A 23613-nucleotide genomic window follows, 5' to 3' on the forward strand; every position below is an offset into this window, starting at 1 on the left:
CGAATGTTTCTCATTCTGAGAGATCGTCTCACCACGGGTAATCGTAAAAGTTCACAATGTAACCATCTAGTTAGAGGAGTAATTTCCGATGTTTGGTATTGACACACAAGATCTCCAAGACCTCAAGATTGTTGATGTGAAAGTAGGTACCGGTGCTGAAGCTAAACCCGGCAACTTAGTTCGCGTCCATTACACAGGATGGCTTGAAGACGGTACTAAGTTTGACTCCAGCCTCGACAGAAACGAACCATTCGAATTCCCGCTCGGCGCAGGTATGGTAATTCAAGGTTGGGATCGCGGAGTCGCAGGCATGAAAGTCGGCGGAGTTCGCCGCCTCTTTATTCCGGCACAATGGGCTTACGGCCAAAGAGGAGCCGGCGGTGTAATTCCTCCTAATGCAACATTGATTTTTGAAGTTGAATTACTCGGCGTACAGGACAACGGTAAATGGCAGCTTGAAAAAGATGTGATTGAACCGGTCCAGCAACAGCCATAATCAGCAAAATCTATCTGAAAAGCAGGCCTCAATTGAGGCCTGTTTTGATCCGGTGAACTAGACGTTGATTTTTTCTGCCGCGAACCGAATGCTTGGGGCTGTTATTTCTTTTTGTGCCTCAATAAGCGGCAAATCAAGAGAACCTTTCGGGGTAAGTTTCACCAGCATGTAAAGCGTGGATACGGCATGTTCCAGAGCTTCTTTTAAATTATTTGTCAGCAAAAGAGTACCGAAAGCCACCGAAGTAAAAACGTCTCCTTGCCCTGCTACAGCCGTCATGGTTCCGGCAGCTCCTTCTTGTTCTCCGGCCATCTTGATAAATGGTGTCTTGACAATCCAGGCTTCATCTTTAGTGACGGCCAGCGTATCAATTTCATTTTCCGGAACGTCCGGTGTCCGAAGGCTGGTCACGAAAACGGTCCGGCAGCCGTGAGAACAGAAAAGCTTTCTTGCGGTAGCCACGGCATCTTCACGGCTGGTTAATTTTTTACCGCTGAGCAATTCCAGTTCGAACTGATTCGGAGTTGTGATGTCTGCAATGCCTTGAAGCATTTCATCTTTCATAAACCCCTGAATTTCCGGTCTTACGTAGACGCCCGGGCCGGTATCGCCGAGAACCGGATCACAGCACCAAAGAGCTTTCGGATTAGCAGTTTTAATTTCTTTGGCTAAATCTAAAATAATCTCTCCGGTTTGCACATCGCCTAAATAGCCGGTTAGAAGTCCTTCTATTTTAGGAAACAGTTCTCTTTCTCTGAGTCCTTGAATGACGTCAAGCAGATGTTCTTTGCTGAAAACAGCTCCTCGGAAAGTCGGATGGCCGGTATGGTTGGAGAATTGAACCGTATTAACGACGATCGGAGTAAATCCCATGAGCTGTAACGGAAAAACAGCAGCTGTATTTCCCACAAAACCGTAAGCTACATGCGACTGCATCGTTAAAACATAGCGTGCCATATCTAAATCCTGTTTTTTCAATTAAAAAATTCCTAAGACACCGAGGATACCGCCGGCGGCAATTAGCAGTATTAGCGGAAATTTGGTCTTCCACACGATGATCGTGACGGTCGCGGCCCACAATAAAAGTTTGTAGTTATCCAGATTGCCTTGAAGTAGAAGATATCCCGTAGCAAATAATAAACCAATTGCCACAGGAGCAAGACCTGCTTTATAGGCTTTGATATTTTTGCTGTCGGCATGATTGCGGACAAAACGGCCCGCATAAAGAGCAATCAAGGTGAAGGGAAGGCAGGTGCCTGCGAAGGTCGCAAGACATCCTAGGGGGCCTGCGGCGGCCCATCCTAAAACAGCGGCAATTAGAACGTTCGGACCGGGAAGAGATTGACCGAAAGCCACTGTTGCAGCAAATTGTTCCGGTGTGAGCAGCCCGCTGCTTTCTACCAAGAAAGAATACATGCCCGGCAAGCTTGCCATGAAGCCGCCGATAGCAAAAATAGAAATCAGAAAAAAGTGGCCGAACATCAACAAGAAGAGAGCCGGAGTCATTTTTTAAGCTCCTTGTTGGCTTTTTGAACGATGCGGTAGAGGGCCCAGAAAAAGGCCGGAATCCCTACGAGAGGCAAAACCTTGATCATTGACATCTTAAACAGTCCGACTGAAATGAATGTCACGGCAAGAAGCAAAATCCAAACGGGTTTGCCGATGATGTTGCTTTTGATGTTCGGTACTAATTTAATGGCTGCACCGATGACCATACCGGAAGCCGAGGCTGCCATTCCTGCCAGAGCAGCTGAGACGACCGGATTGGAGGCATACTGTTCGTAAATGACGAATACGGTCAGCATCAGTGTTGCAGGAAAGGTAATCATGCCCAAGAATGCCGCTAAAGCACCGCGCCATCCGAAATATCGGTCTCCGAGCATGACGGAAAGAATCATGATGTTTGGACCGGGAAGCACTTGCGACACTGTTAGCATTTCCAGAAATCGCGGCATCGTCAGCCATTGCTTTTGGTCGACTAAAAATTGCTGTGCAATTGCAGTTGATCCTCCGAAGGCTTGCATGGCCATGCACGTGAAGGACCAAAAGATGTCCCAACAGTTATTTGGCTGTTTTATGGAAGAGGGTTCTTGAGGCATTCTTTTTAGGCTAAATAAGAATTCTAGTTAACCTAAAAGTGTAATGCCACAATTTTGCAATAAAGAAAAAGTGACTAATTTCGGAAGGCCGACAATTCCTGAATAACTGCCGTTGAAGGATTTGACGAATTTAGCAGCTCCCCCTTGAATGGCGTAGGCACCGGCTTTGTCCATCGGTTCCTCCGTGGCAATATATTCTTGGATTTCGTCTGCAGAAAGCTCCCGGAATTGCACTTGAGAGATAGAAGTGTCCTGAAGAAGTTTCTGTTTTTGTCTATTACGGCGACAGAAGAAATGACACGGTGAGTTTTCCCGCTCAGTTTCTTTAAAGTTTTAAAAGCATCGACTTTGTCAGCCGGCTTTCGAAGGATTTCTCCGTCCAGTTCAACGATTGTGTCGGAAGCGAGAACGGGCAATCGAGTCATTCCGGCGGTTTGAATATAAGAGTCGACGGAGAGAGCTTTTTCTGCAGCGACGCGGGTAACGTAGTCAATCGGCTCTTCATTGGCTAAAGGTTCCTCGCTCACGTCGTCAAAAGGATTCAGTAGCACCTCAAAATTCAATCCCCACTGAGTCAGAAGTTCTCTTCTTCTCGGTGATTTAGACGCAAGATAGAGTTGAGCAGGTTTATGCACTTTAAGCTCGGTGATAAGGATGGTTGTGCAGCAGAGACCAAGAACGGTAAATCTGTTCCAATATCAAAACGCGAACCATCGCATGAGGAAGGGTAAGCGAAGATAAACGAAGCATCAGCTCTCCCTCGGCCTTTAAATGTTTGTCCAGACCATCGGCTCCGCCGATCACGAATACTACCGTTCTCCCCTGGTCGTTCCAGCTATTGAGTTTGGATGCCAGTTTGACGCTGGTGAGATCGACTCCCCTTTCGTCGAGAATAACCAAAACGGAGTTCTTGGGAATCGCGGACCGAATTCTTTCTGCCTCGGCCTGCATGATTTTTTCCGTTGTTTTGGTATTTCTGTCTTCGGCTTTTAGGGCTTTGACTTCTACGTTCCAATCTTTTGGAAATCGGCGAAGGTAGTCTTCGCAGGCGGTGTTGGCCCAGTCAGGAAGTTTCTGTCCGATGGCGATGACAACGACTTTCATTTTTCTTCTGAATCTTCAGACTGCTTTTCGAGCATCTTCAGCTTAACCGGATGTGCACCCCAAAGCTCTTCAAGGTTGTAATAAGCTCTGAGAGCCGGCTGAAGAATGTGAACGATGACATTGCCGCAGTCAACTAAAACCCATTCTCCGGTTTCTAAACCTTCAATAGCTACGGCTTCCCCGCCGTTCTCTTTGACTTCACAGAAAACGTGGTGACCCAATGCTCGTGCCTGACGGTTGGAGTTGGCACTGGCAATGATGACGCGGTCAAATAATGCGGTTTGTTTTGTGGTGTTGAATACTTGGATGTCCTTAGCTTTTACGTCTTCCAAAGCATTCACAATAATTCTTTGAAGCTTTCTAATATCCATTAATTTTTCCTGAGTATCAGTATTTCTATTGTATTCAGTTTCAAACTATTAAGTTGAAACATTTTGATTTTTTGAGACGAAAATCGTTATATTCATATTCTTGATTCTGACAAAGCATGCGGATAGAAATTACATGTTCCTTATTGTTCCTTCTGCCTTTCTAATTATTTATGCGGTTTGCAGCGGAGTGCTGCCTCTGAAGATTTCTTATGGATGGAAAATTCTTCTGGGTTTAGTCATCGTACTTGCCGGCTTAAAATATTCCATCTATACATCCGGAGGCGGTACCTGGCTGAGTCCTTCCGTCTCGAAAGAAGTGATGCTTGTCATGGAAGTAGCGTACGGCGCCTTGGTGGTGCTGGTTTTTCTTCTTATTCTGAAAGACATCGCTTCCATTGGATTGTTCCTGTTGAGGAAATGGGGCGTAACCATTCTATTCTCATTTAATAAAAATTCTTTTTTATTTACTTTGATGGGCATCGCCTTGTTCTCTGGACTCTACGGGTGTTGGCAGGCAATAAAAGTCCCGGATGTTCGAGAGCAGACGATAACTATTAAAAATCTTCCTGCTCAATGGAAAGGCTTGAAGGTTGTCCAACTAAGCGATCTTCATATCGGAGTTGTCCAGAGCCGAGATTGGCTTGCCCAGATTGTTCGAAAAGTTAATGCTGTAAAACCGGATTTAGTTTTAATTACGGGGGATTTTGTTGACGGCAGAGTCAGTCGAGAATTGCCGGACTTGGAAGTTTTAAAAGAATTGAAATCGACGTACGGAACTTATGCCGTCCCCGGCAACCATGAGTACTACTCCGGTTACCAAGACTGGATGAAGGCTCTCCGAGGTTTAGGAGTCCATATGCTTGAAAATGACTCTGTCGTGCTTGTTAAAGATGGAGCTCCTTTAGTCATCGGAGGTACGACTGACTTCGGAGCTTCGAGATTTAATATGCCTTCTCCTGATTTGCAGCGAACATTTGAAGGCACTCCGGCCGAGGCAGTTCGAATTTTGATGGCTCATCAGCCTAAGACTACATACCGAAGCAATGAAAGATTTGAGCTTCAATTGTCAGGTCATACTCATGGCGGCCATCTTCTCTTTATGTATCCGCTAGTCGGTTATTTCAATGATGGTCTCGTGTTTGGTCTTTATGAAAGAAACGGCAGGCAAATCTACGTCAATAGAGGCACCGGCCTCTGGAACGGTTTTTCCATGAGACTAGGTGTTCCATCGGAAATTACCCTAGTTAAATTGGAAAATTAGCTTTATTCTTACGCACTATCTTGTTGATTTTTAATTGTTTTAAAGTGACTTCTGGTTGTACCTCATAATAGAAAGACGGTATTTAATTAATAATTAAGTTCAGATAATCAATTCGGTTGCTCAAATCGTCAAATATGTATTCGTAGAAATACAGCCCGAGGAAATGAAATATCACAAGAACATCAACCTATTTGTACTCAAGAAACTCAAGAGTTAATCGCAAAACTTAGAGCTTGTCCGGCGGTAGAAAAAGGACTTGCTCAGGCAGAAGAGCAACATCAGCAAAGAATCAACGAACAGGTTCAGCTGACCGAAGTTCCGGCTCCTCCTTTCCACGAAGAAGAAAGAGCTAAGGTTTTCGCTCAGCTTCTGGCTGCTGCAGGCATTCCTGACGTGCATCAAGATCAAATCGGCAACGTTATCGGCAGACTTAAAGGAATCGGAAACGGACCGACATTGGTAATCGGGGCACATATCGATACCGTATTCAAAGAAGGGACGCCCATTAAAGTCTCTTAAGAAGGTACCAAATATTTTGCACCGGGTATTTCTGACGATGCTGCCGGCTTGGTTTCTTTGCTTCAGGTAGCTCGTTCCATTACTCAACAAGGAATCAAGACAGTCGGCGATATTGTTTTTGTCGGAATTTTAGGAGAGGAAGGCAACGGCGATTTACGCGGATGTAAAGCTCTCTTTAAAGTCAAGAACGATTATGACGGAATGCTTGCCATTGACTCAGCTAACGTTCACAGAATTCTCAGAGGAAGCGTGGGTTGCAAACGTTACCGTATTATTTTTGAAAGTTTAGGCGCTCACAGTCTTCACAAGTTCGGTATTGTCGGCTCCTCTATCCATGGTTTGGCCCGTGCCATTACTAAAGTAGACGATCTCCAGGTTCCGACTGAACCGAAATGCACTTTCAACTTCGGTGTTGTTAAAGGCGGTACAAGCGTCAATGCCATCGCAGCGCGTGCAGAGGCCGAACTTGATATCAGAAGCGTAGACCAGCCGTCCTTGGACGCTTTTGTTAAAAGAGTTCTCAAAGCCATTCAAGAAGCCTGTGACGAAGAAAATAATCGTTGGAATCTTGAAGGCGAAAACGCCGTTCGCTTGATCATTAAACAAATCGGAGACAGACCGGCCGGCGCAAATAAAGATGACGCTTCCGTCATTCAGGCCGCTTACGGAACTCTCCAATCCTTGAGTATTCCTTTGGAAAAATATACTTTAGCTGCAACTGACCAGAACGTGCCTCTTTTCTATGGTCTTCCTGCAACTACTCTAGGAGCTGGTGGCATAGAGGCTAACAACCACTCATTGAGCGAATGGTGGGAGGCGGAGGATGCCTTCCAAGGTCCGCAGGTTGCATTTTTAACCGCCTTGACCTTGGTCGGTGTAAACGGTGTAACTGAACCTTTATTAGAAAAACAACCTCGATAATCTCAAGCTGAAAGGAAAACTTTATGTTAAGTATTGGCATTGTTATCGTTTCAATTCTTGCCGTGGCGTATCTGATTTTCAAAAAATACTACGCTCCCGGTGCTCTTTTGTTTGTCGGTCTTGTTACTTTGGCCGTGGTTGCCGTTATTAGTCCTGAGCCGTTAATCAGATCTTTACCAATCTGCTCCAGACCAGAACCGCCGGTCTCGGCATGAACATCATGGCTATTGCTGGTTTTACTTATTACATGGATAAGATCGGTGCTTCAGGTGCTTTGGTAAGACTTAGTGTTAGGCCGCTGAAGATAATCAAAGCTCCGTACATCGTTATGGTTTTAGGTTTTGCTCTCAGCTTAGTTCTGAATGTTTTCATTCCTTCAGCTGCTGGCTTGGCGCTGCTTTTGATGGTCTCGTTATATCCGGTGATGGTGATGGCCGGAATCTCGCGTCAGTCCGCCGCAGCGACCATTCTTGCAGGCGGATGCTGCTGCTTCGGTCCATCGGGCGGTAACAACCTTTTGGCTGCTGAATTGACCAAAATGCACGTCATGGATTTCTTCCTGAATGTTCAATGGTCTGTGGGCTGGGCTGCTGTGATTGCTATGCTGATCGCTCATTTCTTTATACAACGTTGGTTTGATAAGCGTGACTTAGCTAAAGGCATTTTGACCAAAGAAGATTTTAAAGTTCCGCAATTAACCCAAGAAGACTCCAAAGCGATTAACGCACCTTTGTTGTATGCCTTTTTCCCGTTGATTCCGGTTATTCTGCTCTTTGTCTTTTCGCCGCTTGTCTATAAAGGCATCAGAATGGAAGTTGTGACAGCTTTGCTGGTTTCAATGTTCATCTCTTTGTTCTGTGACGGATTAAGAAGGAAGAATTTGAAAGAATCTATCGGTACCTTGAAGACCTTCGCTGAAGGTATGGGTAAGGTGTTCACTTCGACTGTATTCCTGATTGTGTGTGCCGAAGTCTTTGCTGCTGGTTTAACAAAGTCCGGCGGTATTGCGGAAATTATTAACTCCGTCTCAGGTATGCAGGCTGGAGGTTATGCGGTATTTACCGTGATGTTCCTTATTGTTGTAGGATCCGCCTTCGTGATGGGATCTGGTAATGCTGCCTTCTTCAGTTTTGCGCCGATGATTCCGGATATTGCCTCTAAGGTAGGCCTCAATGCAGCGTTCATGATGTCGCCTTTGCAGTTAACCAGCGGTATGGCTCGCTCTTCCAGCCCGATCGCAGGCGTGACTATCGCGGTTGCCGGCTTAAGCGGACTCAATCCTTTTGATCTCATTAGAAGAACAATACCCGTTATGGTGATTGCGATTGTTGTGACCTATCTGCGAACTCTTATGTTGTTGTAACATTTAAAAATTTTTCTCAGTTTGTTGAAACAATTAAAGATTCTCTCACTGGAAAGAATAAGTCAAAAAGCCCGTCGCTGAGTTTATATCGACGGGCTGAATTTATTGTCGGAAGAGCAGGAAAAGATTTAAAGAAAATATACCTATCTGGGGTAAGAGCCTGCTGCGCAAGGGATATTCGTTGTCCTGGAAAGAAGATTCCATAGGAATAAACCTCACTCATATTCAAATTTATATACCTATTTGTGGGGATTAGATCTCTCATCCAATTATCCGATATATGAACGGTTTAGGTTGAATATCCAATTTGTTAGGTATGGTGAAAGGAGTAAAATTAGGGAAACTACTCACTTGTAGCAATACCCCAAACGATAGTAGGACTAATATTATGTGCAACAAAATTGTCGACCTCTCTGTTTCCAGGAGGACGTTGATGAAAGGCGGTGCAGCGGCCGCTGCAGTGGCAGCAGCACCTGCGATCCATAATTGGGCTTTTGCCGAACAGATCCAAAAACTCGAAAAAGAAGGCTGGACCAAACATCCTGTAGCCTGCACTATGTGCGGCGCCTACTGTGGAATCTTGGCTATGCGCAAAGAAGGCGAGCCTATTTCCGAAAAAACGGTCAGAATTTTCCCCAACCCCGGACATCCCCAGCGTGGCTACTGCGGACGTTCTGCAGCAGCTATGTGGGTTTGGAACCATCCATTGCGTTTAAGAAAGCCTTTAAAACGCATTGGTGAAAAAGGAGAGGGTCAGTTTAAAGAAGTAACCTGGGAAGAAGCTTTAAACGACATCGCTGCCCGACTCAAAGACATCGTTCAAAAAAATGGTGAGAGCAGTGTTGTTTCGACTTCTCACAGCTTCCAAGGTTTCGCTAAGTGGCTTACTTTTCCTCTTGGATCACCAAATAACATCGGCCATCAATCTTCCTGCAATGCCGCCGGCATTTCAGGCCGTCATTTAGTATTCGGTAAAGGTTATGACGGTGCAGGCAAGTTAGAACCGGATTATGCAAATCTGCGCTATATCCTCTTGATCGGCCGTTCAATGGGTGCCGCTATGGGCGCTCTTCACACCTTGAACGAAGCTCGTGCAAGAGGAGCCAAGGTTGTTTCTATTGATCCGAGAATGCCGGATATGGCTTACGGTGATGCCGAGTGGGTGCCGATCCGCCCGGCCACGGACACTGCTCTTGTTTCCGGCTTGATCAACGAAATGCTTGCTCAAGGTACTGCCGATCTTGCCTTTATTGAAAAGCACACTAACGGCGCTTACCTCATCAAGGAAAACGGTGCCCCGTTGACCCAAGCAGATCTACTTTCTAACGGAAGCAAATCGCTTTATGTAGTGACGGATGGTAAAGGTAATTTAGCTTTCCGCGGAGTTAAGAAAGACGACAAAGGAGTCGCTGTTGGATTTGATGAAGATCCTTCTTTCAGAGCAGACCTTAACGCCAACATTTCCGTTAAGTTGGCCGACGGTACCGAGTGCCCCGTTAAAACAGCATTTGTTCTTATTAAAGAGGAACTTGCAAAGTTCACTCCGGAAAAAACAGAAGAAATTACCGGTATTCCTGCTGCTAAGATTCGTCTTATCGCAAAAGAATTCGCTAACTTCAAGGGCGTTATTGACGACGGTTGGTACAGCGCTAAAAACGGTACGGACGTTCAGCTTTATCAATTAATCTGCATCGCCAACGCTTTTAACGGCAACATCGATGTCAAGGGCGGCTTGGTAGTTACAGCCGGCGCCGCATTGAAGATCCCAAGCGTTGCCGCAGGTAAAGGGCCTAACGGCGAAACTTGGAAGATGGCTCCGGAAAAGAGAATCGATAAGATTATCTACCCTGATGCAGAAGGGACTTTCAAGGTAGCTCTCGAGGCCGCTGTAACGGGAAAACCGTATCCTATCAAGGCTGCCTTCTTTGTCGGAACAACAATGTTCCAGAGAGAAGCTAACAGCCAGGAGCTGGCAGACAACCTCAAAAAACTTGAACTTTGCGTAGTTCAGGACGTTCTTCCTCAAGAAATTGTGGATTATGCCGATTATGTTCTTCCGGCAACTTATTTCTTGGAAAGAAAGGAAATGAGCACCGTTAAATGGGCTCTGAACGGTTCCATTTATCTGTCTGATCCGCAGATCGAACCTCCTAAGGGATGCGAAGCTCGTCACGATGTCTGGATTCTTCTTGAAATCCTCCGCAGAGCCTTCCCGGAAAGAGCCGAGCGTGTAGGTTATAAAGAGTGTAAGACAGCCGAGGAGTTTAACAAGTATTTTGATGCCTTTACACAGCGTGGTTTCGACCAGTTCCTTGATAACTGCGATAAGGCAAAACCGGGTTGGAAAGCACAAATCCAAGAAGATATCGCCACAAAAGGTTGGTCTACGATTACGAAGAAGGTTTATGGAATTTATCCGTACAAGAAGCCATTCGGAACACCGTCCGGCAAACTTGAGATCTATTCCTTTAAGCTTTTCTCTGATCCGGGATTTTTGAAATCTTTTACTCCGTTCCCTGTCTACAAACCGTCTCCGGCATATACGGCACCGAAGCCTAACTCTAATGAGTTTGTTTTGGTCTCAGGTAAAAACTGCAATAGCTGCTCCGGGTTGAATATGTTCACTGAACCTACACGTTATTTGGGCGATAGAACAGTTTGGATGAACATCGACGACGCAGCACGACTTGGCATCAAAGATCAAGAAATTGTTGAAATTGAAGGTTTGGATACCAAGGTTAAGGCGACAGCGCCGGTAACAGTGACTCGCAAGGTCATTCCTGGTTCTGTGTTTGCCTTTGGGTTCTCCGGCGGTATCCGTACCAAGAACTTGATTAACCCGGAATATCAATTCGTTAAAGAAGGTATTAACACTCACTGGTACGCAACAGGTTATGCGGAGCCGATGTTTGGCAACGTAGCCAATAACAGTTCCGTTCGAATTAATAAAGTGAGAGGCTAAAAAATGGCGACAAAGACAAAACAACTAGCACACCTGTTTGATGCCACTCAATGCATCAGCTGCGGTGCATGCATTGTGGCCTGTTCTCAGACCAACTTCCCCGAGATGGCTCGCAGAAGCATTCCGGGAAGAAATTTACTTGCTTCAAACATCAAGATTTATCGTTCTGAAGAAAATCGTCCGGTCAATATTTTGGTTCAGTGCCAACAATGTGAAAACGCTCCATGCGTAAGCACATGCCCGTTTGGAGCTAACTATTACGATGAAAACGGCTTGGTAAGAAATGACCCGAGCAAATGCGTCGGCTGTAACTATTGTATTGCCAGCTGCCCGTACGATTGCAGATGGTCTCATCCGGATACCGGTCTGCCTGTCAAATGCATCAGCGAAGGTTGTTTGAAGCTGATTAAAGACGGACAACAGCCGGCATGTGTCCAGGCTTGTCCTGCTGAAGCAAGACTTTTCGGCGACACGATGGATCCGAACAGCGCTATTTCTCAAAAAATTGCTTCTAGCCGTACAGAAATGCTTATGCCTAATAAAGGTACGAAGCCTAACTTTTACGTAGTGGTGTCCAAATGACTGAATTAGTTTCTCTTACACCTCAGCTTCAAACCGCAAATTGGGGCTGGACAATTGCCATGTTCCTTTGGCTGGTCGGCTTATCCGGCATGGGATTTTTCTTGAATTTCTGGATTCGTCAGAAGAACTTCGTTTACGTTCTTACAGTTTCCGGAATCTTAGGCACACTGTTGGTGGCAAGCCATCTGGCACGCATGCTGAACTTGCCGATTGCCCTCTTCAGTGCTCTGTCAGCCGGTTCGTTTAATACACAGTCCTGGATGCTCATCGGTATTGTTTTGCTGTCAGTGCTGTGCATCGGGGCCGTTTTTTACTCACTAATCTGCGCCGGTATTCTCTTTAAAGGAGAAATGTGGCAGAAGATGGCTAAGTCAAGCTGGTTTAACTTTATTTTTGCAGCCCTTGGTGTCTTGTGCACAATCTATTCCGGATTTTTGTTGACTCAGGCTGTCGGAATTCCTTTCTGGAATACAGCTTTGATCCCACTGCTTTGGATTATGTCGGGCTTAGCCAGCGCTATCGGTTGTATTGAGCTTTTGATGGTTTTCAAGCTTATCAATCCTAACACTGTAGGTTGGAGCCGCAGAACCGCTCTCTGGGTTGAAATTGCAGAACTCTTCACAATTTTTGCCTTCCTCCACGTTGCGCTAGGTTCAGTTTTGACCGGTGCACGCGTCGGTGCAGAAAGTCTTATCAGCGGACCTCAGTCAACTATGTTCTGGTTCGGTGTGATTATCTGTGGTTGTGTAACTCCATTGCTTTTGAATCTGGTGACTAAGAATCACAAGGTCTTAGCCTGCGGTGCCGTGTTAGGCATTATGGGAGCACTCTTCCTTAGAGCTTCGGTTCTCTTCGCCGGTTACTACGATCCAATCGTTTTCTAATTCTTTGCTCAGACTAAAGACGCGGCCGCCTTTGGGCGGCCGTTGTCTTGTGCGCACGGCATGTGCGATATCTAGCGGGTGCAAGTCCCGTGGTCGAGCTGGTAGGGCTAAGACCTAACTTAAGACAAGCCGGCAGGGGCGACCTGTCGGGTGAAGGAAGCCGGCGGCAAAGTTCTGGTCTGACGAACAGACCACATACAGGCCTATCCGGAAGATAAGCGTGCAAAAGAACGCAAAGTCCAATACCTACACGGAAACCGGAGTGGTAAATATGGCAGATATATGGAAGAAAAGATGTTGTACTTACCCGTGGAGGTCTCTGTCGCGACAGAAGTCGTAGCAACAGCGAAGGCAGAGAAGTCAGCAACGGCCATAGTAGCTCAAGAGTGTGAGTGAAGGACCAAACTTTAATCTTTCATAAAACCTGATATGAACGAAAGTCAGCAAAGACTTAGAAAAAACAAAGGAATGAGAGATGGTATTCATCATGACCATGAGCATATGAGCTCAACCAATATGTCGAATAAGAAGACTATCTTCATTTATAACGGTGTGTAACGTGTATTCAAATCAATCTGCGTGTCCTACAAGGAAAGAATTGCTGTATAAGTAAGCTTCGTACAAGAAAATAGAAGTTTCTTTACCGAAAATAAATTTCGGCAAGGGAGTTATTAACCTTTAAAAATGTCAAGTCAGAATTTGTCGGTTGAAGGCATCTTACATTAATTAGAGACATAAATTCAGTGGAAACTTGAGCAGCAATATATTTTTGAATGCTTAGACTTTGATGAGCATGTTTGTCGAACATTCGTACGGCTGAAAAAAGTCGGATAAGAATATGAATGAAAGATGCTATTACAAACTATCAGTTGTTCTGACTTGACAGCTGAGGTCATAAGAAGTTTATCGAACAGAAGTTATTTTTGAAAGTAAACGAGGACAAGACCAAGATATGTCATCTGAGTCAAGACGTTAAATTCCTTGGGTACACGTTTTATAAAAGACGAAACAAGGATAGTGGGGGAGAAGAATGGAAAACTGCTGTTTATAAGAAGAGCAGGAAGAAATTCAAGAACACAGTCAGAGAAATACTAGATAGGAGATGTCCGCTAGGATTGGGGAAGTGCAAAAGTAAACTCCGAAAATTTATCACAGGCTGGGCTAACTACTTCAAATACGGGCTGACAAAGAATGAAAGATTGAAATTCGAGCAGTAGATAAGAAGACGGATTAGGCAAATGTATTGGAAAATCTGGAAAACTCCGAGAGCAAGAATACGAGCCCTTGTTAAGTTTGGAATAGCTAAAGGCTAAGCTTATCAATGGGGATACAGCTCCAAAGTATATTGGAGAATAGCGGGTTCTTGGGTTCTACATTCCTCCCTAACGGGAAAGAGGTTTGAAAATCAAGGAGGATGGGTGTGGCTGGAGAACTGTCGCTCATGGTAGAGACAGTGACTCCAACTAGATTAAGGAACCGCCTGGTGCCGAACGGCACGCCAGTAAATTGCGGTGTGAGAGGGACGGGAAAAAACCTCCCTACTCAATTGCGGGAACATAAAGTGTGCGAATTGAGGACTTAGGTTACGAAGGAAAAGCAAATCTCATAAAGAGCTCAGAAATAATATGAGGTTTGTTTAAATTTAATTAATTTATAAGGGATTTCCTTATTAGATAAGTGTTGTAAGCTAAATATCCAATTTATTTCAAATGGTAAAAGTCCTAGTATTTTTGGACTACCTACCCGGTAGTAATACCCCATTCCAAGTAGGACTTTAACTATGAGTAACCAAATTATCGACCTCTCTGTCTCAAGGAGGACGTTGATGAAAGGCGGCGCAGTTGCCGCTTCTATGGCAGCGGCTCCTGCACTCAATAATTGGGCTTTTGCCAAAAAAATTGAAAAACTTGAAAAAGAAGGTTGGACAAAACATCCTGTAGCTTGCACCATGTGCGGCGCCTTCTGCGGTTTGCTCGCTATGCGCAAAGATGGTGAACCGCTCTCTGAACATTCTGTTCGTATCTTCCCCAATCCTGGTCACCCGCAGCAAGGATATTGCGGTCGCTCCGCGGCGGCCATGTGGGTGTGGAATCATCCTCTGCGTTTACGTAAACCATTAAAACGTGTAGGAGAAAAAGGCGCTGGCCAATTTGAAGAAGTTACCTGGGATGAAGCTTTAAATGATATCGCTGCAAGACTTAAAGACATCGTTCAGAAAAACGGAGCAAGCAGTGTAGTTTCTACCTCCCACAGCTTCTCCGGCTACAGCAAGTGGCTGACTTTCCCTCTCGGTTCTCCAAATAATATCGGACATCAATCTTCCTGCAACGCTGGAGGCATCGCAGGCCGCAATTTGGTTTTCGGCAAAGGTTTTGACGGGGCTGGAAAGATGGAACCGGATTATGCCAATTTGCGTTACTTAATCCTGATTGGACGCTCTATGGGAGCTTCGATGGGGGCTCTTCATACTTTAAATCAAGCAAGAGCAAACGGTGCTAAAGTAGTTTCAATTGATCCGCGTATGCCCGACATTGCTTACGGTGATGCCGACTGGGTCGCTATCCGTCCGGGGACGGACGGGGCTTTCGTGGCCTCCTTAATTAACGAGATGATCACACAAGGTACTGCGGATCTTTCTTTCATTGAAAAGCATACGAACGGCGCTTATCTAATTAAAGAAGACGGACAGCCTTTAACTCAGAGCGATATTTGTTCTAATGGCAGCAAATCCATGTATGTCGTAATGGATTCCAAAGGCAATATCTCGTTCCGTGGCCTCAAGAAAAATGAAAAAGGCATTGTTGTTGGATTCGATGAAGACCCTGCTTTTAAAGCCGATCTCAACGCTGGCTCAACAGTTAAATTAGCTGACGGAACTAGCATTCCCGTGAAGTCAGCCTTTGTTCTTGTAAAAGAGAAAATGGCCGAGTACACACCGGAAAAAACTTCTGAAATCACTGGAATTCCTGCCGGAACAATCCGCAGAATCGCTAAAGAATTTGCCGATTTTAAAGGTGTAATTGACGATGGTTGGTACAGTTCCAAAAACGGGACTGACGTACAGCTTTACCAGCTAATCTCTATTGCTAATGCTATCAACGGAAACATTGATGCTAAAGGTGGTTTGGTTGTGACTGCAGGTGCAGGCTTGAAGGTTCCAAGTGTGTCAGCAGGAAAAGGCCCGAACGGTGAAACATGGAAGATGGCGCCGGAAAAGCGTATAGACAAAATTGTTTATCCTGATGCTGCAGGGACTTTTAAAGTCGCACTTGAGGCTGCTGCAACAGGCAAGCCGTATCCGGTTAAAGCTGCATTCTTCGTTGGTACAACAATGTTCCACCGCGAAGCAAACTCTCAGAAGTTGGCTGATCATCTAAAGAAACTTGAACTTTGTGTTGTTCAGGATGTCCTTCCGCAAGAAATTGTGGACTATGCTGACTATGTTCTCCCTGCCACTTACTTTTTAGAACGAAAAGATATATCCGGTGTTAAATGGGCATTAGACGGCTCCATTTATTTGTCAGATCCTCAGCTTACACCGCCTAAAGATTGCGATGCACGTCATGACGTTTGGATTCTTCTTGAAATCCTCCGCAGAGCTTTTCCGGAAAGAGCCGAAAGAGTCGGCTATAAAGAATGCAAGACAGCTGAAGAGTTCAATCAGTATTTCAATGCATTTGCACAACGTGGATATGACAAGCTTGTTGCCGATTGTGAGAAAGCTGTCCCGGGTTGGGGTAAACAAATTTGCGAAGACATGGCTACTAAAGGATGGTCCACTATCAAACCTAAGGTTTATGACGTCTATCCATATAAAAAGCCTTTCGGAACACCTTCCGGAAAAGCTGAAATCTACTCTTTCAAGAGCCTTTCAAATCCAGCTTGTTCAAAGGCCGTTTCCCCTATTACCGGATATGTTCCGGCACCGGCTTACACGGCCCCGAAACCTAACAGCAACGAATTTGTTTTGGTGTCTGGTAAGAATTGTCAAACCTGTTCCGGCTTGAACATGTTTACGGAACCCACTCGATATTTAGGCGACAGGACTGTCTGGATAAATCCGGAAGATGCTGCAAGGTTAGGCATCAAGAATCATGAGATTGTCGAGATCGAAGGTATTGATACCAAAGCAAAGGGAAGAGCTGCTGTTACTGTGACTAAAAAAGTTATTCCGGGAGCCGTCTTCGCATTCGGATTCTCCGGCGGCGTGAGAACAAAGAACTTGCTCGATCCTAACTATCAATTTGTCAAAGAAGGAATTAACTCCCATTGGTTCGCCACGGGATACGCTCAGCCCTTCTTCGGAAACGTGGCTAATAACTGCTCTGTTCGAATCAATAAAGTGAGAGGCTAGAAATGGCTGCAAAAACAAAACAACTCGCACATCTATTTGATGCAACCCAATGTATCAGTTGCGGAGCCTGCATCTTGGCCTGCTCCCAGACTAATTTTCCGGAAATGATGAATAGAAATATTCCGGGGACAAACCTGCCGGCTTCCAATATCAAAGTTTATCGATCCGAAACCAACCGTCCGGTTAATCTTCTTGTTCAGTGTCAGCAGTGTGAAAATGCTCCATGCGTAAAAACATGTCCGTTCGGTGCCAATTATTACGATGAAAACGGCTTGGTTCGTAACGACCCAAGCAAATGTGTCGGCTGTAATTACTGCATTGCCAGCTGCCCGTACGATGCCAGGTGGTCTCATCCTGACAGCGGTCTGCCGGTTAAATGCATTAGCGAAGGCTGCATGAAGCTGATTCAAGACGGTCAGCAGCCGGCCTGTGTTCAAGCCTGTCCTGCTGAGGCTAGATTGTTTGGAGATGTTCTTGATCCAAAGAGTGAAATTTCTCAAAAAATTGCTTCATGCCGTACAGAATTGCTTATGCCTAACAAAGGCACGAAGCCTAACTTTTACGTAGTGGTGTCAAAATGATTGAATTAACCTCACTTACACCTCAGCTTCAAGCCGCCCACTGGGGTTGGACAATTGCAATATTCCTTTGGCTTGTTGGTTTAGCAGGCATGGGATTCTTCTTAAATTACTGGATTCGTCAAAAAAACTTCGTATATGTTTTGACTGTTTCAGGCATCGTCGGCACTCTCTTGGTCGTCAGCCATCTGGGGCGCATGCTGAATTTACCGATCGCAGTATTTAGCTCCTTAATGGATTTGGCCCTCAATCTCCAGTCGTGGATGCTGATCGGTATCTGCTTACTGTCAATCTTGTGCATTGCTTCTGTCTTTTATTCTTTTATTTGCGCTGGCATTTTCTTCAAAGGAGAGAAGTGGCAGGCAATGGCACAGTCTGATTGGTTTAACGGCATCTTTGCATTGCTCGGTGTGTGCTGCACGATTTATTCAGGCTTCTTGTTGACTCAAGCTGTAGGCATTTCTCTTTGGAATACCGCTTTGATTCCGTTGCTGTGGATCATGTCCGGAATGGCAAGTTCCATTGGTTGCATCGAATTGCTCATGATTTTCAAACTGATTAATCCTGATACTGTCCGCTGGAGCCGTAGAACCGCCTTCTGGGTTGAAATCGCCGAACTGTTTACAATTTTTGCTTTCGTCCATGTTGCTTTAGGTTCCGCTTTGACCGGAGCAAGAGCCGGTGCCGAAAGTCTTATTAGTGGACCGCAGTCTACGATGTTCTGGTTTGGCGTGATCATCTTTGGTTCAGTGATTCCTCTTTTGCTGAATTTGCTGACCAGAAGTCACAAGATTTTAGCTTGCAGTGCCGTCCTTGGTATTATCGGCGCACTCTTGCTAAGAGCGTCAATCCTCTTTGCGGGCTATTACGATCCAATTATTTTCTAAGACCGTCGCTTTGAGAACTATCGGCCGCTTTCGAGCGGCCTTTTTAATTTTTGCAAACAAAAAACGTTATGCCTTATGAGAGCCTTCTCTGGGAAGGTAAAGTTTATGTTCCAGAATATAGTTATGGACGTTTGGATCGAGACCAACAATAGATGAGCTTCGAGAAGGTTCTTGAAACAGAATTTGTCGAATCGCAGAAGAAGAGACATCCTGTTCCGGAAGATTCAGAAGGAAGATCCCCCCGAACGCTGAGCAGTTTTTAGAGTCGCTTGCAGGTAAGACTTTGTATTTAGCCTTATACGGATCCGAAAAGGCTATCCCGTTTCTCTTGAAAACGGCTAAGTTTGTTAATTCTGGAAATCTTTGCCACTGTACCCAGGTAGTCAAATTCCTCCACTGATCGGCCCCCATTACAAAAAATAATTTGCAATCCAGACCGAATTGCTTTCTGAAAGAGAAAATTGTATCAATGGAATAAGATTGCCCTGCGCGCACGAGCTCCCGAGTATCAATTTTTAGATGAGAGCTGTAAGGAGCGCACGCAATTTTTAGCATTTCGAGACGATCTTCATCGGAAGCCCTGGCAGTTTTTTGCCAGGGCCGGGTAGGGACTAAAAAAAGTTCGTCAAGATTCAGCTGCAATTTTGCTCCTAAGGCCATTTGAATGTGGGCCGAGTGAACGGGGTCGAAACTTCCGCCGAAGATGCCGATTCTCATAGAAACTATTGAGCCTTAAGAGGAATGCTGACAGAGATGATCTGATCGACCGTATCATTGTCGAGTTTGATGCCGAATAAGCCTGCCTCATTGTACCCAGGGCGATCGGAGGGCAAAAGACTGAACCAATATTTCCACTGGCTTTCTTCGTTTTCAGCTGACATTTCCGGAAGTACCAGGCTCTTTAATTGCCTAGCGGTTTCATTGATGAATATGCCGTTGATTGATACTTCCCGGTAGGCCTCAGGAAGAGGTGGGCACATTTGCGCTGTGGCATTGAGCTTCTGCAGTCTCGCCTCCGAGATTTCTCCTCTGCTGCCGACAGTCAGCCAAATATTTTGAAAAAATGGCTCGGCGGGCTCTTCCTCTTTCTCTTCTGTCTTCTTCTTAGTCTTTACTTTCTGCTGAATCTCAGGAACTGGGGCGGAATAGCAAAGGAAGGGCGTCTTATCCTGCGTAAAGTGAAGTTCTCCTCCCAAAACATGTATTGCAATAGAAAGAGGCGTTTGACCGAGTATTACGTCAAAAACCCCGAGCTGAAGATAACTGCCGATATTCTCTTTTTGATCAAAAGTCGGAGAGGCAAAATCGGCAGGATAAGAAAAAGGAGCAGGCGTTTTATCGTTGTTCGGAGGTACAACTTTCGGAACAACGGTTTGCGCAGCTGCACCGGTAGAGAAGACAGCTGCACATAAAAGAGAAAAAAGTCGGTTTTTACAATACATTTAAAGAGCGCGGTGGCCGATGTCTTTTCGGAATTGACACCCGTTAAAGTGGATCTTTTCAGCCGTACAGTAAGCTTTGTCACGTGCTTCTTTCAAAGTGCTGCCTAAGCCGACACAGCAAAGCACACGTCCGCCGGAAGTAACGATTTCTTTCTTACCATTTAATTTAGTGCCGGCATGGAAGGTCTTAGTGGAGTCGTCTTCTTCAGGAATTCCTGCAATGACATCCCCTTTACGCGGAGAAGTAGGATAGCCCTCTGCAGCCAACACCACGCCTAGGGCAGATCTAGGATCCCACTCAACTTTAACTTCATTAAGCTTGCCGTCGATGCCGGCTTGGATGAGCTCTGCAAAATCGCTCTTGAGGCGGGACATAATCGGCTGAGTCTCAGGGTCGCCGAAACGGCAATTGAATTCCAAAGTTTTTACGGTCGGTTTTCCCTCTTTATCTTTGTCAATCATCAGACCGGCATACAAGAAGCCTGTGTAGCGGATGCCGTCTTTTGCCATTCCTCTGACAGTCGGGAGAATAATTTCTTCCATAGTCTTGTCATGGATTTCTTGAGTGACGACAGGGGCAGGAGAATAAGCACCCATACCGCCGGTATTCGGGCCTTTGTCATCATCAAGAAGTCTCTTGTGGTCTTGGCTGGAAGCCATTGGAACGACATGTTCGCCGTCAACCATCACGATGAAGCTTGCTTCTTCACCAGTTAAGAATTCCTCAATAACTATTCTTGCACCGGCATCGCCTAGTTTGTTTTCGCCGAGCATAAAGTCAATAGCATCATGGGCTTCTTTGTCAGTTAAAGCAACAATGACTCCTTTGCCTGCGGCCAGACCGTCTGCCTTAATAACAATAGGGGCACCTTTTTTATTGACATACTGATGAGCTTTTTCAATATCAGAGAAGGTTTGATATTCAGCTGTCGGGATGTTGTGCCTTTTCATAAAAGCTTTGGCAAAGTCTTTAGAGGATTCCAACTGGGCTGCAGCTTGAGTCGGTCCGAAGATTTTCAAGCTTTTGCTTCTGAAGAGGTCTACCACGCCCTTAGCGAGCGGAGCTTCTGGTCCAACAACGGTAAACGCGATTCCGTTGTCAGCAGTGAAGGTGGCAAGCTCATCTAGATCTTGAATCGGAAGATTTTCGAGTTTAGGCTCTAGGGCAGTTCCGGCATTGCCGGGTGCAACATAAACTTTAGAGACGTTTTTAGATTGAGCCAGTCTCCAAGCAAGGGCATGCTCTCTGCCGCCGCTTCCAATAACAAGAATATTCATTTTGACCCTGAGATAAAGTAATTTTAGAAATTATTCAATAACAGCTGTTGTGAAAACTTGCTGAACGTCATCGAGATCTTCGAGAGCATCCAAAAGTTTCTGCATTTTTTCGCCCTGTTCTCCGGAGAGAACAGTTTCTGTGTCGCTCTTCCAGGTGACTTCAGCAACTTCGGGTTTCCAACCTTTAGCCTCAAAAGCAGCATTGACTTCTTCAAAGGCCTGCGGAGAGCAGATGACTTCAATGGCGTCTTCTTCGTCAGTGATAACATCGTCAGCACCGGCTTCCAAGGCAACTTCCATAACTTCGTCTTCGCTCAAGCCGGGAGCAAACAAGAAATAGCCGCAGTGCTTGAACATGAAGGAGACGCTCCCATCTGTACCGAGATTTCCTCCGTTCTTTGAGAGGACGTGTCTGACATCAGCAACCGTACGGGTTTTGTTGTCTGTTGTGCAGTCAATAATTAGAGCTGCACCGCCGACACCGTAGCCCTCATAACGAATTTCTTCGTAGCTGACACCTTCTAATTTGCCGGTTCCCTTAAGAATAGCGTTGTTAACTGTATCTTTCGGAACGTTGGCACCTCTGGCTTTAAGAAGAGCGAGTCTAAGGCGAGGATTGCTGTCTGCATCTCCTCCGCCAAGACGAGCGGCAACAATAATTTCACGAATTAACTTTGTCCAAATATTGGAACGCTTTGCGTCTTGACGACCTTTTCTATGTTGAATATTGGCCCATTTGGAATGTCCGGACATTCTTAGAATCCTTCTTAAAATTTAGATAAATGATTATTTTAGAGGTTTTTGCTTTGAAAATTCTTCGTCTTACAAAAAGAAAACTCCTGAAAAACAATGTGACTTCTCTAGCTGGGAGTAGGAATTAAGAAAACTTTTTTGCCAACATGTTCTCTTTTGTTCGAAAACTGAATGCTTAAGGAAAATTAATTAAGTATTAACCCTGTCAATTAATGTAAAAGTTGTGATTTTATGCCATGCTTTGCAAGATTTTACGAAACGTTTCAGAAAGCATGCAGGAGAAATCAATGAAGACGTTTGAGTTTGCCTACGGACAAGGCAAAAAAACTTTCTCTTTAGAGGAAGAAAGAATTATTAAAGAGGTAAGGACTGAACCTTTCGATCCTATCAAAGATCTGAAAGCTGCAATTCATGATGTGCTTTATCACCCGGTTGCTCTTCCCTCTATCGATCAAATTGTTCGGCCCGGTCAAAAGGTCGCTTTTATTTGCAATGATTTGACCCGAGTAGCAAACTCATTTGAATTCATGCCTATTCTTCTTGATGAAATGAACAAGCTTGGCGTCAAAGACGAGGATATGCATATTCTCTTCTCTCTTGGTACGCATCGAGCCATGACTCATGAAGAAATGATTAGAGCCGTAGGCGAAAACGTAGCTTCTAGAGTAAGGATGTATAACAGCATCTCTACCCAGACAGAAGACTTCAGATATTTTGGAACCACTTCCCGTGGTACGCCTGTCTGGATCAACAAACATATTTGCGATGTTGACCACGTTATTTTGACAGGAAGTATCGTTCACCACTACTTCAGCGGTTACGGTGGCGGCAGAAAAGCTATTCTTCCGGGCTGTGCAGCTATGGAAACCGTTAGAGTCAATCACAGTTTTATGCTTCAGCCGGAAGCTGCTATCGGCCGGATGGATGGAAATCCCTGCTATGAGGATCAGGTAGAAGGTGTAAAGCTTTTTGCTAAAGGACGCTCTCTTTTCTTATTTAACGCGGTCCTCAATGCTCATCATCAAATCTTGAAAGTATTTGCGGGAGATGTATTTAAAGCCCACCGGGAAGCTTGCAAATTTGTTGATAAGGTTTACGGCTGCGAAATTCCAGAATTGGCTGATATCGTGGTTGCTTCCTGCGGTGGTTATCCGAAGGATATTAACGTCTATCAAATGCAGAAGACAATGGATAATGCCGTCTGCGCGGTAAAGCAAGATGGGGCTGTTATTCTGTTTGCCGAATGTGTCGAAGGAAGCGGCTCTCAGGTGTTGGAAGAAACCTGCAAGCGTTTAGGTTCTCCGGATGCTATCAGAGCAGAATTAGAGAAGAACTTCCAAATCGGAGCGAACAAAGCTTTTGCGGTGACGCGTCTGATGAAAAAAGCCAAGTTCTATCTCGTATCTAGTCTCGATCGCAAGATGGCTAGAGAAATGTTATTTGAAGGCGCTTTTGATACTTTCGAGGAGGCGCTCGCCGCTGCTGAAGTAAAGATCGGCAGAAACGGTAAAGTTATTCTCATGCCTGAAGGAAGCTTGACGGTACCTCGTCTTGAAGAGAAATAATCTACTTATTTCTTGGTAGAACACAATCTTTACTTTTAGGGAGAGACGGACAAGTAAATCCGTCTCTTTTTTTGTGTGCTCGGCATGAGTGCAATCTAAAGGGTGAAAGTCCCGAGCTCGCCCGCTAGTGGGAAGAGCTAGCGAATCTGCAAGGTGTGTGCAGTGATGTACAGGCTGAAAGAAGCAGATAGCAA

At 45.2% G+C, this 23613-nt stretch carries 23 protein-coding genes and 2 pseudogenes; 15 read left to right on the forward strand and 10 right to left on the reverse strand.

What is annotated here, in order from left to right:
* Positions 1-88 precede the first annotated feature (88 nt).
* Positions 89-496 (forward strand): FKBP-type peptidyl-prolyl cis-trans isomerase, encoded by a 408-nt coding sequence (locus ADH67_RS09950; protein ID WP_066593902.1) that lies wholly within the window; start codon positions 89-91, stop codon positions 494-496.
* Positions 497-553: 57 nt separating this feature from the next.
* Here the strand turns inward: ADH67_RS09950 and pdxY are convergent, their stop codons facing one another.
* The 6 genes and pseudogenes from pdxY to rsfS form a co-directional block, all read right to left on the reverse strand.
* Positions 554-1453, reverse strand: coding sequence for a pyridoxal kinase (gene pdxY / locus ADH67_RS09955; RefSeq protein WP_066595863.1), 900 nt, complete (start codon positions 1451-1453; stop codon positions 554-556).
* A 21-nt stretch (positions 1454-1474) separates the two neighbouring features.
* The gene (locus tag ADH67_RS09960) at positions 1475-2002 is read right to left on the reverse strand and encodes a chromate transporter (protein ID WP_066593900.1); all 528 of its coding nucleotides are present in this window, start codon (positions 2000-2002) and stop codon (positions 1475-1477) included.
* Entirely contained in the window at positions 1999-2595 is a 597-nt protein-coding gene (locus tag ADH67_RS09965; RefSeq protein WP_066593898.1) for a chromate transporter, read from the reverse strand. Before ADH67_RS09965 ends, ADH67_RS09960 begins: the two co-directional genes overlap by 4 nt.
* 27 nt (positions 2596-2622) lie before the next feature.
* Positions 2623-3230, reverse strand: a pseudogene (locus ADH67_RS13810) (Maf family protein).
* 1 nt (position 3231) lies between these two features.
* Complete coding sequence (gene rlmH / locus ADH67_RS09975; RefSeq protein ID WP_066593897.1) at positions 3232-3699, reverse strand: 23S rRNA (pseudouridine(1915)-N(3))-methyltransferase RlmH; 468 nt, start codon at positions 3697-3699, stop codon at positions 3232-3234.
* Positions 3696-4070 carry a ribosome silencing factor gene (rsfS, locus tag ADH67_RS09980; RefSeq protein WP_066593895.1) on the reverse strand — a complete coding sequence of 125 codons (375 nt, stop codon included), beginning with the start codon at positions 4068-4070 and terminating at the stop codon, positions 3696-3698. The genes rlmH and rsfS overlap by 4 nt, the downstream gene beginning before the upstream one ends.
* A 133-nt stretch (positions 4071-4203) precedes the next feature.
* Between rsfS and ADH67_RS09985 the strand changes: the two genes are divergently transcribed.
* The 13 genes and pseudogenes from ADH67_RS09985 to nrfD (ADH67_RS10030) all read left to right on the forward strand — a co-directional run bounded on the left by ADH67_RS09985 (position 4204) and on the right by nrfD (ADH67_RS10030) (position 18381).
* Complete coding sequence (locus ADH67_RS09985) at positions 4204-5331, forward strand: metallophosphoesterase (RefSeq protein ID WP_066593893.1); 1128 nt, start codon at positions 4204-4206, stop codon at positions 5329-5331.
* 393 nt (positions 5332-5724) lie between these two features.
* The gene (locus ADH67_RS13670; protein WP_255202381.1) at positions 5725-5850 is read left to right on the forward strand and encodes a hypothetical protein; all 126 of its coding nucleotides are present in this window, start codon (positions 5725-5727) and stop codon (positions 5848-5850) included.
* Positions 5851-5871: 21 nt separating this feature from the next.
* A pseudogene (locus ADH67_RS09990) lies at positions 5872-6771 on the forward strand (M20/M25/M40 family metallo-hydrolase); the annotation flags it as partial.
* A 23-nt stretch (positions 6772-6794) separates the two neighbouring features.
* On the forward strand, positions 6795-6986 hold the full coding sequence (locus tag ADH67_RS13530) for a hypothetical protein (RefSeq protein WP_236578549.1): 192 nt from the start codon (positions 6795-6797) through the stop codon (positions 6984-6986).
* Positions 6983-8134, forward strand: coding sequence for a C4-dicarboxylate transporter DcuC (gene dcuC / locus ADH67_RS09995; protein ID WP_236578547.1), 1152 nt, complete (start codon positions 6983-6985; stop codon positions 8132-8134). Before ADH67_RS13530 ends, dcuC begins: the two co-directional genes overlap by 4 nt.
* A gap of 388 nt (positions 8135-8522) precedes the next feature.
* On the forward strand, positions 8523-11096 hold the full coding sequence (locus ADH67_RS10000; RefSeq protein WP_066593892.1) for a molybdopterin-containing oxidoreductase family protein: 2574 nt from the start codon (positions 8523-8525) through the stop codon (positions 11094-11096).
* A 3-nt stretch (positions 11097-11099) separates the two neighbouring features.
* Positions 11100-11678 carry a 4Fe-4S dicluster domain-containing protein gene (locus tag ADH67_RS10005; RefSeq protein ID WP_066593891.1) on the forward strand — a complete coding sequence of 193 codons (579 nt, stop codon included), beginning with the start codon at positions 11100-11102 and terminating at the stop codon, positions 11676-11678.
* Positions 11675-12562: an NrfD/PsrC family molybdoenzyme membrane anchor subunit gene (gene nrfD, locus ADH67_RS10010; protein ID WP_066593890.1), complete on the forward strand. Its 888-nt coding sequence runs from the start codon at positions 11675-11677 to the stop codon at positions 12560-12562. Before ADH67_RS10005 ends, nrfD (ADH67_RS10010) begins: the two co-directional genes overlap by 4 nt.
* Before the next feature lie 429 nt (positions 12563-12991).
* The gene (locus tag ADH67_RS13675) at positions 12992-13120 is read left to right on the forward strand and encodes a hypothetical protein (protein ID WP_255202382.1); all 129 of its coding nucleotides are present in this window, start codon (positions 12992-12994) and stop codon (positions 13118-13120) included.
* A gap of 365 nt (positions 13121-13485) precedes the next feature.
* Positions 13486-13779, forward strand: a complete 294-nt coding sequence (locus ADH67_RS13815) for a group II intron maturase-specific domain-containing protein (protein WP_066593888.1) — start codon at positions 13486-13488, stop codon at positions 13777-13779.
* Between the two features lie 563 nt (positions 13780-14342).
* The gene (locus ADH67_RS10020) at positions 14343-16916 is read left to right on the forward strand and encodes a molybdopterin-containing oxidoreductase family protein (protein ID WP_066593887.1); all 2574 of its coding nucleotides are present in this window, start codon (positions 14343-14345) and stop codon (positions 16914-16916) included.
* 2 nt (positions 16917-16918) lie between these two features.
* The gene (locus ADH67_RS10025; protein WP_066593885.1) at positions 16919-17497 is read left to right on the forward strand and encodes a 4Fe-4S dicluster domain-containing protein; all 579 of its coding nucleotides are present in this window, start codon (positions 16919-16921) and stop codon (positions 17495-17497) included.
* Complete coding sequence (nrfD, locus tag ADH67_RS10030; protein WP_066593884.1) at positions 17494-18381, forward strand: NrfD/PsrC family molybdoenzyme membrane anchor subunit; 888 nt, start codon at positions 17494-17496, stop codon at positions 18379-18381. The genes ADH67_RS10025 and nrfD (ADH67_RS10030) overlap by 4 nt, the downstream gene beginning before the upstream one ends.
* Positions 18382-18447: 66 nt before the next feature.
* On the opposite strand, the gene nadD is transcribed toward nrfD (ADH67_RS10030), so the two are convergent.
* Genes nadD through ADH67_RS10050 form a run of 4 tightly spaced genes read right to left on the reverse strand, consistent with a single transcriptional unit; the run spans position 18448 to position 21854 of the window.
* On the reverse strand, positions 18448-19098 hold the full coding sequence (nadD, locus tag ADH67_RS10035; protein WP_066593883.1) for a nicotinate (nicotinamide) nucleotide adenylyltransferase: 651 nt from the start codon (positions 19096-19098) through the stop codon (positions 18448-18450).
* Positions 19099-19103: 5 nt separating this feature from the next.
* Positions 19104-19823 carry a hypothetical protein gene (locus ADH67_RS10040; RefSeq protein WP_066593882.1) on the reverse strand — a complete coding sequence of 240 codons (720 nt, stop codon included), beginning with the start codon at positions 19821-19823 and terminating at the stop codon, positions 19104-19106.
* A complete protein-coding gene (purD, locus tag ADH67_RS10045) occupies positions 19824-21101 on the reverse strand; it encodes a phosphoribosylamine--glycine ligase (protein ID WP_066593881.1) in 1278 nt (425 codons plus the stop codon).
* Positions 21102-21131: 30 nt separating this feature from the next.
* Complete coding sequence (locus ADH67_RS10050) at positions 21132-21854, reverse strand: YebC/PmpR family DNA-binding transcriptional regulator (protein ID WP_066593878.1); 723 nt, start codon at positions 21852-21854, stop codon at positions 21132-21134.
* A gap of 287 nt (positions 21855-22141) precedes the next feature.
* Here ADH67_RS10050 and ADH67_RS10055 point away from each other — a divergent pair, with 287 nt between their 5' ends.
* On the forward strand, positions 22142-23419 hold the full coding sequence (locus ADH67_RS10055; RefSeq protein ID WP_066593876.1) for a nickel-dependent lactate racemase family protein: 1278 nt from the start codon (positions 22142-22144) through the stop codon (positions 23417-23419).
* The last annotated feature ends 194 nt before the right edge of the window (positions 23420-23613 follow it).

The organism is Turicimonas muris (assembly GCF_002221595.1).
GTDB lineage: Bacteria > Pseudomonadota > Gammaproteobacteria > Burkholderiales > Burkholderiaceae_F > Turicimonas > Turicimonas muris.

Excerpts from the sequence above, each read along its gene's own strand:
- ADH67_RS09950 (WP_066593902.1), top strand. The coding sequence starts at position 89 with ATGTTTGGTATTGACACACAAGATCTCCAAGACCTCAAGATTGTTGAT.
- ADH67_RS09965 (WP_066593898.1), bottom strand. The coding sequence starts at position 2,595 with ATGCCTCAAGAACCCTCTTCCATAAAACAGCCAAATAACTGTTGGGAC.
- ADH67_RS09985 (WP_066593893.1), top strand. The coding sequence starts at position 4,204 with ATGTTCCTTATTGTTCCTTCTGCCTTTCTAATTATTTATGCGGTTTGC.
- ADH67_RS10025 (WP_066593885.1), top strand. The coding sequence starts at position 16,919 with ATGGCTGCAAAAACAAAACAACTCGCACATCTATTTGATGCAACCCAA.
- nrfD (WP_066593884.1), top strand. The coding sequence starts at position 17,494 with ATGATTGAATTAACCTCACTTACACCTCAGCTTCAAGCCGCCCACTGG.
- ADH67_RS10020 (WP_066593887.1), top strand. The coding sequence starts at position 14,343 with ATGAGTAACCAAATTATCGACCTCTCTGTCTCAAGGAGGACGTTGATG.
- rsfS (WP_066593895.1), bottom strand. The coding sequence starts at position 4,070 with ATGGATATTAGAAAGCTTCAAAGAATTATTGTGAATGCTTTGGAAGAC.
- ADH67_RS10055 (WP_066593876.1), top strand. The coding sequence starts at position 22,142 with ATGAAGACGTTTGAGTTTGCCTACGGACAAGGCAAAAAAACTTTCTCT.
- rlmH (WP_066593897.1), bottom strand. The coding sequence starts at position 3,699 with ATGAAAGTCGTTGTCATCGCCATCGGACAGAAACTTCCTGACTGGGCC.
- nrfD (WP_066593890.1), top strand. The coding sequence starts at position 11,675 with ATGACTGAATTAGTTTCTCTTACACCTCAGCTTCAAACCGCAAATTGG.
- ADH67_RS10050 (WP_066593878.1), bottom strand. The coding sequence starts at position 21,854 with ATGTCCGGACATTCCAAATGGGCCAATATTCAACATAGAAAAGGTCGT.
- dcuC (WP_236578547.1), top strand. The coding sequence starts at position 6,983 with ATGAACATCATGGCTATTGCTGGTTTTACTTATTACATGGATAAGATC.
- pdxY (WP_066595863.1), bottom strand. The coding sequence starts at position 1,453 with ATGGCACGCTATGTTTTAACGATGCAGTCGCATGTAGCTTACGGTTTT.
- nadD (WP_066593883.1), bottom strand. The coding sequence starts at position 19,098 with ATGAGAATCGGCATCTTCGGCGGAAGTTTCGACCCCGTTCACTCGGCC.
- ADH67_RS10005 (WP_066593891.1), top strand. The coding sequence starts at position 11,100 with ATGGCGACAAAGACAAAACAACTAGCACACCTGTTTGATGCCACTCAA.
- ADH67_RS10040 (WP_066593882.1), bottom strand. The coding sequence starts at position 19,823 with ATGTATTGTAAAAACCGACTTTTTTCTCTTTTATGTGCAGCTGTCTTC.
- ADH67_RS10000 (WP_066593892.1), top strand. The coding sequence starts at position 8,523 with ATGTGCAACAAAATTGTCGACCTCTCTGTTTCCAGGAGGACGTTGATG.
- purD (WP_066593881.1), bottom strand. The coding sequence starts at position 21,101 with ATGAATATTCTTGTTATTGGAAGCGGCGGCAGAGAGCATGCCCTTGCT.
- ADH67_RS13530 (WP_236578549.1), top strand. The coding sequence starts at position 6,795 with ATGTTAAGTATTGGCATTGTTATCGTTTCAATTCTTGCCGTGGCGTAT.
- ADH67_RS09960 (WP_066593900.1), bottom strand. The coding sequence starts at position 2,002 with ATGACTCCGGCTCTCTTCTTGTTGATGTTCGGCCACTTTTTTCTGATT.
- ADH67_RS13675 (WP_255202382.1), top strand. The coding sequence starts at position 12,992 with ATGAACGAAAGTCAGCAAAGACTTAGAAAAAACAAAGGAATGAGAGAT.